This window comes from Thermomonas sp., assembly GCF_029945965.1.
Taxonomy (GTDB): Bacteria; Pseudomonadota; Gammaproteobacteria; order Xanthomonadales; family Xanthomonadaceae; genus Thermomonas.
This window is the reverse complement of the sequence record NZ_JAQSDO010000002.1, coordinates 1-15,652: the sequence shown is the minus strand read 5'-3', so window position 1 is coordinate 15,652 and position 15,652 is coordinate 1. Positions and strand designations below refer to the sequence as shown.

At 57.0% G+C, this 15,652-nt stretch carries 9 protein-coding genes and 2 pseudogenes; 8 read left to right on the top strand and 3 right to left on the bottom strand.

Going from position 1 to position 15,652, the window contains the following annotated elements; genetic code table 11:
* Positions 1-89 precede the first annotated feature (89 nt).
* Genes PSV05_RS00105 through PSV05_RS00095 form a run of 3 tightly spaced genes read left to right on the top strand, consistent with a single transcriptional unit; the run spans position 90 to position 2,376 of the window.
* Positions 90-833, top strand: coding sequence for a hypothetical protein (locus PSV05_RS00105; RefSeq protein ID WP_300059684.1), 744 nt, complete (start codon positions 90-92; stop codon positions 831-833).
* A 38-nt stretch (positions 834-871) separates the two neighbouring features.
* Positions 872-1,873: a tripartite tricarboxylate transporter substrate binding protein gene (locus tag PSV05_RS00100; protein WP_300059682.1), complete on the top strand. Its 1,002-nt coding sequence runs from the start codon at positions 872-874 to the stop codon at positions 1,871-1,873.
* 23 nt (positions 1,874-1,896) lie between these two features.
* Complete coding sequence (locus PSV05_RS00095; RefSeq protein ID WP_300059680.1) at positions 1,897-2,376, top strand: MaoC family dehydratase N-terminal domain-containing protein; 480 nt, start codon at positions 1,897-1,899, stop codon at positions 2,374-2,376.
* A gap of 121 nt (positions 2,377-2,497) precedes the next feature.
* Here PSV05_RS00095 and PSV05_RS00090 read toward each other — a convergent pair.
* Positions 2,498-2,682, bottom strand: a pseudogene (locus tag PSV05_RS00090) (IS3 family transposase); the annotation flags it as partial.
* A 153-nt stretch (positions 2,683-2,835) separates the two neighbouring features.
* Positions 2,836-3,112: pseudogene (locus PSV05_RS00085) on the bottom strand (transposase); the annotation flags it as partial.
* Between the two features lie 345 nt (positions 3,113-3,457).
* Here PSV05_RS00085 and PSV05_RS00080 point away from each other — a divergent pair.
* The gene (locus PSV05_RS00080; RefSeq protein ID WP_300059677.1) at positions 3,458-4,306 is read left to right on the top strand and encodes a hypothetical protein; all 849 of its coding nucleotides are present in this window, start codon (positions 3,458-3,460) and stop codon (positions 4,304-4,306) included.
* Positions 4,307-4,317: 11 nt separating this feature from the next.
* Here the strand turns inward: PSV05_RS00080 and PSV05_RS00075 are convergent, their stop codons facing one another.
* Positions 4,318-9,843, bottom strand: a complete 5,526-nt coding sequence (locus tag PSV05_RS00075; protein WP_300059674.1) for a hypothetical protein — start codon at positions 9,841-9,843, stop codon at positions 4,318-4,320.
* A gap of 777 nt (positions 9,844-10,620) precedes the next feature.
* Between PSV05_RS00075 and PSV05_RS00070 the strand changes: the two genes are divergently transcribed.
* The 4 genes from PSV05_RS00070 to PSV05_RS00055 form a co-directional block, all read left to right on the top strand.
* A complete protein-coding gene (locus PSV05_RS00070) occupies positions 10,621-12,810 on the top strand; it encodes a type I secretion system permease/ATPase (protein ID WP_300059672.1) in 2,190 nt (729 codons plus the stop codon).
* A complete protein-coding gene (locus PSV05_RS00065) occupies positions 12,807-14,222 on the top strand; it encodes an HlyD family type I secretion periplasmic adaptor subunit (protein ID WP_300059669.1) in 1,416 nt (471 codons plus the stop codon). Before PSV05_RS00070 ends, PSV05_RS00065 begins: the two co-directional genes overlap by 4 nt.
* A 195-nt stretch (positions 14,223-14,417) precedes the next feature.
* On the top strand, positions 14,418-14,906 hold the full coding sequence (locus PSV05_RS00060) for a response regulator transcription factor (protein WP_300059665.1): 489 nt from the start codon (positions 14,418-14,420) through the stop codon (positions 14,904-14,906).
* A gap of 77 nt (positions 14,907-14,983) precedes the next feature.
* Positions 14,984-15,652 (top strand): retention module-containing protein (locus tag PSV05_RS00055; RefSeq protein WP_300059662.1); only part of this gene is annotated, 669 nt, incomplete at its 3' end.

Sequence of the window (15,652 nt, the reverse complement as noted above, 5' to 3'; positions counted from 1 at the left end):
AGTCTTCAGTTACTAGGGAATCTACCAAGATATTTTGATTCACCTATGCGTACATTTATATTCCTGTGTGTGAATAAGTGAGGAAGATCATGATCGTTACGGGATCGGCGGAGCACGGGCAAAGCAGGCGGCGCAAGCTCCGGCTGGAAGACGGATTCGAGTATTTCAAGGGCGAATGGCTGGAGGCGGGCCAGGATCCATACCTGTCCCCCACCATGTTCCTGATCGAGCAAGGCCCTCATTCCACGCTGGCCGCGCACTTCCATCGCCAGAACGAGTTCCAGGTGGTGGTTGAGGGCGGCGGCACGTTTGGCGCCCACGAAGTGCAAGCCATCACCGTGCACTACGCGGGTGCGTACACCGGCTACGGTCCGATCATCGCGGGGGAGAACGGGCTTTCCTATTTCACGATCCGTTCGGTGTTCGAGCAAGGCGCCTTCCTACTGCCGCAGGGCCGTGACAAGATGGTTCGGGGACCCAAGCGACAGATGCACAGCCAGCCCTATCCGGCGTCAGAGACCGCGGCACTCGCTGCACGCACCGGCATCGAAACCATCGAGCTCTTCCCGGCGCAACCCGACGGGGTCGCGGCGACGCGCCTGCTGCTGCCGCCGGGTGGCGAGGTCGCTGCCCCCCCGGGTGCGGGTTCCTCCGGTCAGTACATCATGCCCGTGGCGGGCAGCCTGCTGCATGGCGGGCGCGAGTTCACGCGCTGGGAGCCGATTTTCGTTTCGGCCGACGAGCCACCGCTTCCCCTTCGCGCAGGCACGGGTGGCGCCGACGTTCTGTATCTGAGGCTCGCCACCCGCCCGGACGAATACGCGGCCGCATAGAACTGTCCAACCGCATTGAGACGACCAGGAGATATTCGATGAACACATTTCCGCGCGCTACGCGCCGGGCCGCGCTGGGCGTATTTTGCTCGCTCGCCCTTGCAGGTTTCGCCGCTCCGCACACCGCCTTCGGGCAGCAGTACCCCACCAAGCCAATTCGGCTGCTGATCGGCTTCGCGCCGGGATCAGCCACCGACTCAGTCGCGCGTGCGCTGGCCGAGCCGCTCGGCGCGGCGCTTGGCCAGCAGATCGTGGTCGACAACAAGCCCGGCGCGGCGTCCACGCTGGCTACGAGTATGGTTGCGAAGGCTATGCCCGACGGCTATACGCTGACGCTGGGGACGAACTCTGCGCTGGCGACGGGCCCTGCTGGCGTGATACGCAACATCGATTACGACCCCGTGAAGGACTTCACGCCGCTCGGGAAGGTCGCAACCGTGAACTTCATGCTGGTTGGTAACACCAAGGTGCCGGCGCAGACGCTGACGGAGCTGATGGCTTACTCGAAGCGCAACGCCGACAAGGTGAACTGCGCCTCCGGCAACACCAACGGAGTCGTCTTCTGCGAGCTGTTCAAGCAGCGCGTCGGCGCCAACCTGATGGGCGTGCCCTACAAGTCGACGCCGCCGGCTTTGAACGACCTCATCGGCGGACAGGTCCAGCTGATGTTCGTCGATGTGCCATCCGGCGGGCCGAGGGTCAAGTCGGGGCAGTTGCAGGCGTACGCAGTGACAAGCCTTAAGCGCAGCGCTCTGCTGCCCGACGTGCCGACGATGGCTGAAGCCGGCCTGCAAAACTTCCCAGACAACTCCGGTTGGTGGGGTCTGTACGGTCCAGCGGGACTGCCTGCGCCCATCGCCGCGAAGATCACCGCCGCACTGGACCAAGTGCTGCAGCGCGAGGACGTGAAGCTGCGGCTGCACAACTTGGGCGTCGAGATCTCGCCCGCATCACCGCAGGAGCTCGACCGGTACCTCAAGTCGCAACTGCAGGACTGGCGCAAGTTTCTCAAGGACTTCAACATCCAGCCCGAGAACTGAAGAGCCGGATTCCCAAGGACGACATGACTGCGCGCGACACGAACCTGCCCCGGCTGGGGCAGGGCTTTTACTGGCAGGACCTCGAGGTCGGGCAACGCTTCCGCACTTTCCGCAGGACGGTGACGGAAACCGACTTGGTGAACTTCATCGGCGTCACCGGCATGCTCGAGGCGATCTTCATCGATACAAGCTTCGAGGAAGGCGCGATCCCGGGACGGCCCGTGCCCGCGGTGTTGACGTACTCGCTCATCGAAGGTTTGCTGCTGCAATCGATGATCCAGGGGACCGGACTCGCCTCGCTCGAAGTGCACAAGAAGGTTCTCAAGCCCGTGATGGTCGGCGATACGGTGTTCGCCGAAGTGGAAATCACGGGTGTGCGGCTGACGTCGAAAGGCAACCGCGCCATTGTCACCTCGCAGGTCGACATTTACAACCAGCGTGACGAGCAGGTGATCACGTACACGGTGACGCGGATGCTCGCAGGCCGGCCTGGCTCTCAATGAGGGAGCACGTCGGCGTGCGGTCCTTCAGCACATCTTTCCGCCACTGCGCGGCGCCGCGTCAATGAAATCCTCAAACTGGCCAGTGCGCCCAGGCGCTGGCGCCACTGGCTGACCACCTCGCGTCGCGGGCACCGGAACCGACCTCGTGCCGGCGCACCCACTCATTGAGGGTTTGCGGCACGCAGCCAGTCTTGGGCGCTATGACTCAATGACCGCCCATAAGGACGGGTACTCCCCTCGGTGCTCTTGCACGATGCGCGCCGCGCGTTCGCGCACCTCGGGGGGTAACTTGTTTGACTTCTTCATGGCTCAATCCTCTCAGAGAATAGAGCCTCTTCAAAACCTGGGGCGATTCAGTGTGTAGTGAGACACCCTCAGGCATGGCACTGGCCCATTCGGCTTCGCTGACTGTGTTGTTGGGTGGAACGATGAGACCCAGACGGCAAGTCTGGTTTTCTTGAGCGCCAGCGCGCGCAGCCGCTCGATATTCAAGTACCCAAAACCGCCAGCAACATGCGAAGCTGATTGCCCTGGAACTGCTGGCAACTTGTGCGCGTGGCAAACAGTCCGACCTGGGCCTCCTTGATCCGGTTCTCGGCTTCGCCGCGCTTGCAACACACCTCGTCGTACAAGGCTTGGGCGTCTGCCGTGAGGTTGGTCACAATGTAGCGCGGTTGTTGCCCTGTGCGCCCTACTCCAGGCGCGTGATGATGCGGCGCTCTTTGGCCCAGGACTGCACGCCACCACCAAGCTCTCCTCTTGAAGTCGTCAGGGTTGTAGTCGACAGGGTCGGAAAAAGCCGGGGGTCCGGACTGATTTGGTCGGATCAATATGCAGCCAAGATACCGCATTCGCTTAAAAACAGTGCAGTCAGGGTGCTGACTTGAATCAATGACATCGATTCGGTATCTTATATCTGAGAGGTTGAACGAATCAACGTTTGTCAGCGTTACCGGGTATCTGAAAGGACTCGTTTTGTCAAGTTCAACGGGCAGGGGTGAGAAGGGTCCCCTGTCGATGACCTACTGACGGCCTGTTCAGCTCTCCGATCAATAGCAACAATTATTTGGAAAGAATGCTCATGTCAGCTTTGCAAGAAAAAAAAACGAAAATCACCTCCTTTGTGGGAGATGCCGCATCCCGTGGTCTAAAGGGGCATGTACTGCTGGCGAGTTTTCTTCAATCGCAAGATCTGCAGATGTCTGCCGAGTTGTCCGAAGGCTCAGTGCTGTTTTTGCGCGGGCCTGTAGATATGGTCAAGTGGAAGGAGTTGCATATCTTCCACGACACTCTCAAAGCCGCCATCGTTTTGGCCGGCTTGGTACCTTCAGAACTTCTTTGCTGTGCGCCGTTTATCAGAAAGGCAGCGTCGGGCTGGAGTCCCGGACTTGAATTATGGGCAGACGCCTCGCAGAACAGTTGTATCGACTATAAAAAGATAGAGACAGTCAAAGACTTAGTTCTCGCCGGTCTCACCCGTGATGCAGCAAACGACGCTGATGACTTTGCTTCGATGGATCTGGAATTGACGGAACGCGTCGCGGTTCAGCAAGCGGTCGCAGAATCCCTGGGCTCGATAGGAGGAAAGAAATTGTCAGAGCCGGTATACGTCCAGACTGAGGGCCATCCTTTGAAGATCGAGGGCAAACTCGGTGCAAAGCCGAGCCAGGCAAACTTTCATCCGATTGAAGAAAATATTTGCGGCAGCTTCATTGGCTTTGACTTGTACAAGGAGGAGCTTTTTTTCCAAGCGGGTGAAAAGCGAATTCAGATTAATTTTGGAAAGATTCCGATCGATCTGGTGGAGGTAGCGCGTGCCGCGAGAGACCGACGGGAATGCACGGTACGCACGCATAAAATTATCAGCCCGAACGGTCGAGACGAGTATGCTTACTTGCCTGACGTACCGTTCAAGCCGTTGAATTCTTGACTGCACGCTTGTCATTGCAGTGCCAGGCTAACTAGGACGAGCAACACCAACTCATGATTTGAGCGAAATGCAGACCTCGCGTGAGTCTGTGCAAGTGCTGCGCAGCGATGCCGGACAAGCATCGAAGAATCGCCAATTTCAACCGTAATCGTATCAATTTGCTGAAAAGACTTGTTAGCTTGAGTTCCTGTTGTGGGCTCTAGACGCAATTGAAATTGATCTGCCATGCCCTGCAAGGCGGCCTGACCAGTTACGGTGCTGTGGATGCGATAACTATCTTCACCCAATTTCCAAAGGTCCACCATTTCCCTGAAAAAACGGAAGTGCAGGGGCTTCCACAGCACAATTTGGCGTGAGCTGCCGATCATCAAGGGCAGCTCGTCAGAAGTGATCGCCAATTTTTCTGGTGACTCCGGTTTCCATGCCACGTCATGAGCGCGCGCAATCAAATCGGCCCAGCGCGCTTGCGGTATATGGCCGAGCAGGTTGTAAGGCCCTCCCATTGAGCGATTGATGGCAGGGCGGCGAGCGAGAATGCTGTCTATCTTTTCCACGCCGTGAATCAGTTGATCGGCATCTTCCGTGGAAATGCCGACGATCTGTTGAGCGCGTACAGTCTGAACGCCACGCTGGCAAAGGTGCAGAAAGCTCAGGGCTCGATCCGTTGTGAGTGGGCTCGGTGCAGCCACTTCAAACTCTGTGGGGATTGGCTGGAGGTAGTCTTCGGTAAATGCCAGGTTCTCAAGGTTGACGCAAATGGCGCTGAGGTGCTTGGATACAGGGCGCTTGTCGGATACCGGCAGATTCACATAGTGCATCGCTAAATCCGGCAGAAAGTGAAGGTAGCTGCGAACCGTCGTCGTTGGGTGTGCATGCCCCAGCAATCGGGCAATTGCCCATAGGCTGCGCCGTGTGACCTGGTCGGTACCTAGCAGGAGGCGCCGCACATGGTTTTGGCGTTCCTCGTTCGATTGGCTGGTGGTTGCTGCGTGAGGCCAGATGCTTCCAGCGCTCTGCATGAGCAGCAGGGCAACCCGATTGCCGAAGGAATGACGCGCATGGTGCGGGGATAGATCGGGATTGCCCGTAACCTGCTTGATGATCTTGCCGACGTCACGTCGCAGCTGCTTGACGTTCATCAACTTGTCGGGTAACTGCCTATCAGCGAACAGGGGACCAGCGCTACTGAGCGTAGTGATACCCTCCCAAGAGGTCAGCCAGCTCGCGAGAATTTCCTTTTCCTGGTCGGTCAGCACAAACAGTAGAGGCACTTGCCGCTGCGCCGCCGCAGTTTTGAGGCGGCGAAAGCGGTTGGTACGCACCAGGAGCACGATGGCGTCGGGCTGGTCATCGACCCAGTCTGAGCGGAGCAGGCCGGTAGATTCGTCGCCCCTAAGTCCGAAGCGATAGATCGTGAGGAGGATGAAGGCGCGCGCCAAGTCTTCTCGCGACGCCTGGGCTGGCGCGGGGGTCAAGGTGCGGAGCGCACAGCAATACTCCGCCTCGGTCATCATCCCGGGGGAGATCGACAGCAGCGCGTCACTGATGCTGAGCTCAGACCAGTCAGGATCCTCGACACCGAACTCGCGGCTCACCAGCCTATGAAAATCCGTGAGAAGTTGCAGCGCCAGACCTTGCGAACGGTATTGCATGGCAGTCTCCGCATCATCACCATCTATCTTCTCGGCTGCTGTGGCCTGTGGCGATAAGACGCCTGTTTCGGGCGAATGACCGGGGCGGACCAGCTGGCGGACCTCCATTACTTTTCGATAAAACTCGGTGACCTCGTCCCCATCGCATTCAAGCAGGTCATGCTCATAGGCCATGGCCTGGAAGCAGACCGACAGGGCGTTGAGGTAGCGCTGTAGTGACCGGATGCGAATCAGCCCCTTCTTGGTTTTTCGCCACAAAAGCGAGCGTTGCCATTCACCAAGTAGCAGGCAGGAACGGCTGACCAGATCCTTGTTCGCCGAGATCAGGGTGCGCAGCTTTGCGTCCAGATTCCGCCGGGAGGGATTTGTGCCGTCCAATTCGGCATTGAGCGCGTCGCGTATATGTTGGAAGAATTTGAAGCTGCAATGTTGCAGCTGGGACATTTCGGGGCGAGTGGCAGGCTTTTCGTGATCCAGCGACATGAATGCGTCGGGCCAGGCGACGTAGCCTTCATCCATCGCTTCGGAAGGTAATGCGTCGTTTTCATCTTCATCCTCTGTATCGCTTTTTGAGGCATCACTTCCCGGCCTTGCGAGGGCTGCAGGGCTGACTGCTTTGCCCAGACTGACGCGCACCCAGTCGAGGTGATGAAGGCCAGCCGAAATAATGTCACCATTGAGATAGGCGGCAACCAGCCCGGGATATTGCAGTGCGTTGGCTTGGCGCACGTGGATCGCAATGGCGAGAGTGCAGGATTGCAATGATTCAAACTGACGATCATCCAGGCCGAATGGCTGACCGATGACCCGTAGCAGATCCGCGACCGGCCACTGACGCAAATCCAATCTGTAGGTTGACGATTTGCCTCTGGCTAGCAGTACGGCTGCAGCCGCACTGACTGCATGGCGACGAACCGGTGCGTCGGGCGCTTTGTCCAGTCCAGGGGAGTGCTCAATATAGTAGCGTTTCTGGAATAAAACCAGCCGAAAGTTTTTGCCCTGTAGCAGCTCTTTGATCACCGCCGGGTCCCCAAGGCGGGACTCCAGGATTACAAACAGAATCCCCAGTGCCCGCGATTCGCGTTTCGAAGGGCGTGAGAGTATCGCCTGTATCCGGCGCGCATTTTCAAGTGACGCGCTGATGCGCTCCAAGCATCCAATTGCATCGACCGTAAACGGAGACTGCTCTTCAAGGGATGGGATATAACGCCGCTTGATGCGGGGTCGTAATCCGCTGTCTTGCCAGTTTTGGGCTATCCAATGTTGCAAGGCCTCATAGCGAAGCGTGCCTAGGGTACGAGGTCGCCCATCAACGTTGAGCAGCATTTTTTGACTCAGGGTTTCCCATTCCTGTGGACTCAAGCTGTCAATCGTGCGCCCGCCTACGAAATCCAGGATATCGGCTCGTGCCTGTTGGGCGGCTTTTTTGTGACTGTCCTTGCGCCGGATCGTGCGCGCCATCGCGCCAAAATTAGAGACCGTTCCAAGGCAGGACGTGGGCGCTTGCCCGGTTTGGGCGGGTATCGTAGAGGCTGGCCATTGCGGCATCTTCGGGGTCTGGAGCTGAAGGTTTAGCAGCGCGTCCATCAAGGGCTGGCGCATTTTCTGGGCATCTGCGTGCCAAATCCGCATTGAATATGGTCCGTAGGCGGCTGTGCCATTCTCGCCGTGCCCCGTAAGCCCATTGATGCATTCATGGTCCTGGCCGGCGCGCTTGAGTGTCGACGGCAACCGGTGCCGCATCAAATTCCAGGGCAGCGGCCACGAAAAAACCTCCAGCGCACTTAAAGATGTCTCCGAGACCTCGATCCACCGCAACTGCTTTTCATTCTCCGAGCTCCTTCCCAGTAGAAAAAACAAGGGCAAGCGTTCGCAGGGAACGCCCCGAGAGAGTTTCGTGAGCACCTCACTCAATGGCCCATCGATCTGCGCGACAGTGACGGCAAGTCGGGCCAGGTGCGGCAAGTAGCTGTTCTGCATCAGTGAAACCACCGATTCAGGAAGGGGGACGAGCCGACCTTGGTGTAATTGAGATGAAACTTTGTCCTCTATATATATAGCGTGCGTAATCCAGTCAAAATATTTCAGGGATTCGAATGGGCTGCTCACGGGCCGCGCGCCAGTCGCTGCCAGCAGTACCGTGACCATATAGGCGGTGAGCGCGTTATGGTGCGCGACCCACTGCTCGGACTGGGTGGCCAGATCATTGACTTTGGACAGCGCTTCTTGACAAGCCTGACGGAGCGCGGCGTCCAACGGCGACAGTTCACTGCCCGCGGCGTTCGACAGGGGCTCAATCGGATCGTTTGGGAAATTTGTTGATTCAGATGTTGCGTTGGTCAGCAGACGCCGCACCTGATCACTTCTATACGAGGCATAGGCACAAGCACCGCCCAATCCAGTTCTCGGATGACTGGCTAGCAACTGGCTCAAAACGGGGTCACCCGTCCCCTCGAACACTCGTTGTTCGAGGATATGGGCCAACATGCCAGATCGCAGTCGCTCCAGTCCCTTGGTTTCTCGACAGATACGGTTGAATAATGTTTCTGGGGTATCGCCAACCGAGATGGGCCACAAATGCCCCAACTGCCTGCTGGCTGACGCATCGGCGCGCAATCGTTGCAAGGTGGTGGCTACTGCCGGATTGAGCATGATCCGCGAAGTTGTTGCGATGGGCTCCACCCAAGACGCGGCCTCCGCCGTGACCCGCCAGCCGTTGTATCGGCGTGGTGGTAACCGATGCAAGTGCCTCCGGTCTATATCGATGGACCAATCCTGCGCAGGAACATCTGAAAGTTGAATGGTCCGAACTGTGTCCAGCGAGTACGCCGACTTAGCGGCGATCTCCACAAAACTTGCCAAAGACTGCAGCATCAAATCACTGCTCTTCAAAGCCGATGTAATCCATTGCTCCAGGCAGTACTTTTCGGCGGGGGACGGGCGGTTCCAGCTGAAAGGCAGAAACTGATGGTCCTCAGCCGTGGCCAGCAGGATGCCCTTGGCCTGGTGGTCTTGTTCCAGTGGGGTTCGATCCTCGTCGACTATGGCCAGTTTTAATATGGACTCTTCAGCTCCTGGGGGATCAAAATTCTGGGTAAGAACTTGCTCATCCTGGTCTTGGCCCGGTGAGGCGTTATCCAGTAGCCGCCATCCACCTTGCACTTCAGACGCTACAAACGAGGTCGGGATCTGTTGCGATTTTTGATCCAGAAATCTTCGAAATAGTCCCTGATCCTCTGTGCCATCATCCTCTCCCGATACCGGTGTTTTGCCGTTACAAAAATTTCGCAATGTGGAAAGCAGGTTCCGGTGCGCCGCACTTTCGACGGGGACGTTTTGGTTGGCAAGAAGGCGTTCGCAGGCGGAAGTCAGGTCCCTTGTCATTCCATTTGCCGAGGCAGTTGATCCTCGCAGGCGAGCAAAAAGTCCTAGCCATTTTTCATCCTTGTCGATAGCCAGTCGCAGTTTCTGGGTTATCTCCACCAAATAGCTATTCGGACGGCCACCCTGGAAAACCGAATTGATGCATTGAAGGAGGACCCACATTCGTAACCCAACAATCCATTGCCGGTCTTCGTCTGTGGTTGCGGTGACGGGGCGAGCGACTAGCGCTACGGCGGGCAGTTTGGTCAGCAGTCCGCCTGTGAGTTGACGGGAGACCTGTTTGATGGATGGCATTGCCGGGTATTCGGTCGCAATGAATGGGGAAGCCTGGCAGGCGTCAGAGAGTCGGCGTAATTCCTCTGCGCATGGCAATTCATCGCTCCATATACGCAGCAAAGCTGAAGAGTCTTGCTGCATGAGGAACTGGACGATGGTGCCAACATAGTCGGGATGCCGGTCCGTTTTGGTGGCGTCGAGTAATGCGATCCAGATTTTATCCAAGCCCAGTCTGTGGGCCCACCGAGAGATGGAGTGCAGTTTCTTGTGTAGCCCAAAGGTCGCTATTTCGTCCAAGTCACTGGGTGCCTGCGGCGCAATTCCTAGCAGGTTCCGTGAGTTCAATTGGGTTTAACTGGGTGGATGATCATCGTTCAAGTGTATCGCTCCAGCTCGACTTCGGAGAGAAAATCAATGATTTAATACGTTCTAAGCCTATTTAAAACATAATATACGTTCCTAGATGGCGTAGCCTCATAACCATCTTGCCCGCGCAACCAATCTCCTGGCTAATCATGCCGGGATCAAAACGCCCACATCAAGTGGGCGTTTTGCTTTCCGCTATTCGTTCGTGATGGCCTTGGGCCGCACGGCGTTGCGGATTAGTCCGGGCTCAGGATGTTGATCCGCTGTTTCTTCGTGGTTGGACTGGGAACTTCATGAGAAGCCGGTGTCCTGTGACGCTGGTAGGCTCACCGTGGCGGGGTAACATGTCCCAGCGGTACTGCTTTTATCTTGGAGCGACGCAATTGGCGAATCTGTATGCCCCAGTGTCGCGTAAACTCCCTGAACGCGCCCAAATGGGAGCAGTAGGTCCCATGGGCCGGTGGTCATGGGGTCAAGCCACCACACTTAGCGGGCAATGTCACCAAAAAAACTGCCAACTTGCAAAATCTAACTTGCAGATGTAGCGGCAAGTGCTTGATTTTATTACAATTGGTTACGTCAAGTGTCAATTTGAATTTTGAATGAGTTGACCCTAAAGATCAGGAAATGAGTGACATGAACGTGCCATTGCAGACCAGTCCTAAGCGCGAGGCTAGCCACTTGGCCCAAGGCTTGCGCGAAGACTTGCTGCATCACGATCCCTTGCTCGACTGCCTGGTGGAGTTGACGCGCATACATGGTCGTCCAAGTACCCGGGCCGCTCTGTCCGCCGGCCTTCCCCTGCCCAAAGCGGGTCTTCCTCCCTCGCTCTTCTCCCGTGCTGCAGCGCGCGCGGGCCTGTCATGCAAGATATTGCGGCGCCCCCTCGAAAAAATTGATTCGGCTCTGTTGCCTGTGGTCCTGCTCCTTGAAGGAGATGGGGCCTGTCTTTTGCTGGGCTGGGATGAGCAGGGGCAAACGGCAAATCTGCTTTTCCCAGAGGCCGGGCAGGGCGTTGTGCAGCTGTCACGTGAACAGTTGCTTGGCCGATATGTCGGCATTGCGATTTTCTCGCGGCCGAACTTTCGTTTCGATCAGCGTACACCTGAGCTGGCTGACATTCCCCAGCGGCATTGGTTTTGGGGCGCTTTTCGCGACCAGTTTCCGCTTTACCGGGATATTCTGGCGGCGGCGCTCCTCATCAATTTGTTTGCGCTCGCGTTGCCACTTTTTTCAATGAATGTCTATGACCGTGTTGTGCCCAACTTCGCGGTTGAAACACTCTGGATGCTGGCCTTCGGTCTGCTGCTGGTGCTGGTCATTGATTATTTCCTTCGCGTCATGCGGGGTTATTTTGTGGATCTCGCGGGTTCGCGCATAGATATCAAGCTCTCCACGCTGATCATGGAACGGGTGCTCGGGATGCGTCTCTCCGAACGGCCGGCTTCTGTGGGGTCCTATGCCGCGACACTGCGCTCCTTCGAATCGGTGCGCGACTTTATCGCATCTGCCACAGTCACTGCGGTGGTTGACCTCCCGTTTGCCCTGCTGTTTTTCCTTGTTCTCGGCTGGATATCCTGGCCGCTGGTCATACCACCCTTGGTTGGGGTCATTGTGGTTGTCATCTACAGCTACGTTGTTCAGCACAAGATGCACCTGCTTTCCGAGACCACGTTCCGGGCCTCTGCAATGCGCAATGCCACGTTGGTGGAAACACTAACAGCCATGGAGGCCATCAAGGCCCACGGGGCAGAAAGTCAGATGCAGGCCAAGCTTGAGGACACTGCCGCGTTTCTGGCGCGTGTCAGTGCCCAGCTGCGGTTGTTGTCGTCTTCGGTGATCAACGTCGTCTCAAGCCTGCAGCAACTGATCAATATCGTAATGATCGTGGCAGGCGTGTACCTGATTCATGAAGGCAAGCTGACCATGGGTGGCCTGATCGCGGCCACGATGTTGTCTGGGCGCGCCATGGCTCCGCTGGGGCAAATTGTGGCCCTGTTGATGCAATACCAGAATGCCAGAACAGCCTTGGCCTCGCTTGAGGACACGATGAAAAAACCCGGTGAGCGTTCCGATGAAATAAATTTCGTACATCGTCCCGACATCGTTGGCGAAATCGTATTTGACAATGTGCACTTCAGTTATCCCGGGCGTACGCAGGAAGCGTTGCGAGGAGTGTCCTTCAGGATCAAGCCAGGGGAAAATGTGGTTGTGATTGGTCGGGTCGGGTCGGGCAAAACGACCCTGCAGAGATTGATCCTGGGTCTTTATACCCCTACTGAAGGTGCGATCACCATGGATGGCATCGACCTCCGGCAGCTCGATCCCGCGGATTTGCGTCGCAACGTCGGTTACGTTGAGCAGGATGCCATGCTCTTTTATGGCACCTTGCGAGACAACATCGCGATCGCTGCCCCTTATGCCGACGACGGTGCCATTCTGGCAGCCGCCGAGGTGGGCGGTTTGATCGAGTTTGCCAATCGCCATCCCCAGGGCTTCGACATGATCATTGGCGAACGAGGAGAGTCGCTTTCCGGCGGACAGCGGCAAGGTGTCGCAATCGCCCGTGCAGCGTTGCTGGAACCGCCTGTGTTGTTGCTGGACGAGCCGACGGGCGCCATGGATTTTTCTTCAGAAGCGCAATTCAAGGAACGCTTGCGCAGCTATGCCAAGCACAAGACGATGGTTGTGGTGACGCATAGAAATACCCTGCTTGATCTGGCCGACCGCATTATTGTTATTGACGAAGGCCGCATCGTTGCCGATGGCCCCTATGAGCAGGTTATCGAGGCGCTGAAAGCCGGCCGCATTGGGAAAGCCTCATGAAGCCGCGATGGATAGCGTTGGCTCGCCCCTTGATTGCAGGCCTGAAGTCTGTCCGGCGCATGTTGCAGCCTGGACTTGACCGCACCCTCTCCTCTTGGCGGGAGGATGATCGCCGCATGGATGCAGGATTTGGCGGAGATGCAGATCGCGCCATGCTTGCCCAGGAGCCGCTCCGAGCCAGAATGCTCGTGAATAGCCTCGGCGTGGTTTTCATTCTGGCGGTTTTATGGGCCGGGCTTTCGGAAGTCGATGAAATTACAAAAGGCGAAGGCAAGGTCATTCCCTCCAGGCAATTGCAGGTTCTGCAAAGTCTGGATGGCGGTATTGTTTCCGAAATTCTTGTCCAGGAGGGGCAGGTTGTCGAGCCTGGGCAGGTGTTGGTAAACATCGATACGACGCGGTTCGATTCTTCCGTGAAGGAAAACCGCGTCCAGTACCTGGCCCTGCTGGCCAAGGCGGCCCGACTTCGTGCCCTTGCCGAAGGGGTGGCTTTTGTACCCCCCCCTGAAGCCGTTGCCGAGGCGCCGAAGACAGTCGGAGAAGAGCTCCGCTCCTACGAAGCCAGTACGTCAACATTGAATGCACAGCTGGCTATCGCCCGGCAGCAATTGGCCCAGCGTCAGCAGGAACTGGTTGAAGTTCGGGCGAAAAGGGAGCAGGCGTCCCGGGCGTACGAGTTGACCGCCAGGGAACTGGGGTACACCAAGCCCTTGCTCAAGGATGGCGCTGTATCCGAGGTCGAATTGCTGCGGCTGGAGCGGGAAACCGGACGTTTTCTGGGTGAGCGGGAAATGGCCTCCGCCCAAATTTCAAAAACACAGTCGGCGATCGAAGAGGCCTCACGCAAGATTCAGGAAATCACCTTGAATTTTCAGAGCGAGGCTCGCAAGGAGTTGTCCGATACCCTGGCGAAACTAAACGTGAGTTCAGCCGGCGGGGTGGGACTGGCGGACAAGGTTGATAAATCCTCCCTGCGGTCGCCGGTCAAAGGCACGGTCAAGCGTCTTCTTGTCAATACGGTGGGTGGCGTGGTCCAGCCGGGCAGGGACATCATCGAAATTGTGCCGCTCGAGGAAAACCTGCTTCTCGAAGCCAAAGTTTTGCCAAAAGATATTGCTTTCTTGCGACCAGGGGATCGGGCGCTGGTGAAATTCACTGCGTATGATTTTTCCATATATGGCGGTCTCGAGGCCAAGCTGGAGTTTATTGGCGCCGATTCGGTCACTGATGAACGCGGCAATACCTTTTATACCGTGCGTGTTCGTACCGAAAAATCGAAGCTGGGTGAGGGCTTGCCCATCATTCCGGGGATGGTCGCTGAAGTGGATATCATCACCGGCCAAAAATCCATACTGTCCTATCTTCTCAAACCTGTATTGAAGGCAAAACAAGCCGCCTTTACAGAGCGCTAGATCGAGACGGCAGTGGGAATTCAGGACTCCGGACATCTTTTTCTTTGCCCGCACGGACGCATGCTTCCTCGCTGGAGTGAGGCTTTCAAGACGGGAAGAGCCGGCAAAGTCCACGCCGCGAGACCCGGTTCGGGGGCAGGCAGGGTAGATCTCGTTTGGCTACGGCTGGAGCAGGGCGTGCCTGTGGCTCTGCAGATGGAACGTCTTGCCCCGCGTTTGAAGCTGGTTCCATGCGTGGTATTAAGTGATCTGCCGACAGATGAGGAGGCGATAGCCGCTTTTTCGGCAGGTGCACGGGGATATTGCAATACACACGCCTTTGCTCAGGTTTTGATTCAGGTAGCTGCAGTCGTGTTGCAGGGTGGGCTCTGGATTGGCGAGTCATTGATGCAGCGGCTCGTCAGCGCCACCAGCCGCGTTCAGGTGCAGGCCAGCGGGGGGCGTGCCGCGGTGAGGCCGAGTTGGTCTAAAGATCTCACTGATCGGGAGAAAGAGGTTGCCACCACGCTGGCCGCCGGGGCCAGCAACAAGGAAATTGCCCGGGCACTTGGTATTACGGAGCGTACCGTCAAGGCGCATGTAGGCGCCATTCTTGAAAAACTCCATGTGCGGGATCGCCTCCAGTTGTCGCTGATCGTGAACGGCCAGGCGTCCGGACGTCCCGAAAGTCCAGGTTCGACCTAGTACCTCAGTACAGTTCCCCCGGCCAGGCAAACGGACTACATTGAAACCCAATGTAATAACTCCGTCTGGAATTCGCTATGGCAAAAGAAGCCAACGTCGTCGGCAATGTCGTTTTGATTGAAGGCATAGCTTTCGCTCAAAACAGCGATGGCGAGCAGCGCCCTCTCAAGTTTGGCGATCCTGTTTTTGAAGGGGAAGTGATTGTCACTGCTGCCGGAGGCCGTGTGGAACTCGCCTTCGATCAGGGGGGAAAGTTTCTTCTCCGTTCCAGCGAAACCGTAACACTTGACTCAACGGTCTTTGGCAACGTCTTGCCGGATGCCAACAGCGGCGCTCTTTTGCCGCGTGTCGGAGAGCTAACAAGCATTCTTAATGCCATCAACGAAGGCAGTAGTCTTGACAGGCTATTGCAGGAAACATCGTCCGGGGTGAATTCGGTTTCTGACGTCGGCGGCACCAACATCAGGGCTGACGATGGCAACAATTTTGTTCAGTTGTTAAGGACAGCCGAGGGGCTTGCACCGTTAACCTATGACTACGCTTCGCTTGATCGACAGGCCTTAGGATATTTGCCTTCGGGCAGGGTGCAATCCCTCTATGAGGCTTCTGCTTCTGTTAACAACTATGCGAATATTGCTGGCGTCTTTCCTTTAGTTCCTGCGCCGGTGGCAGCGAAAGATACTGCGATGGCGGCCACGACAGTGACGCTGAGCTCGACGACGGCCGGCACGGCGATCAGCGAAGGC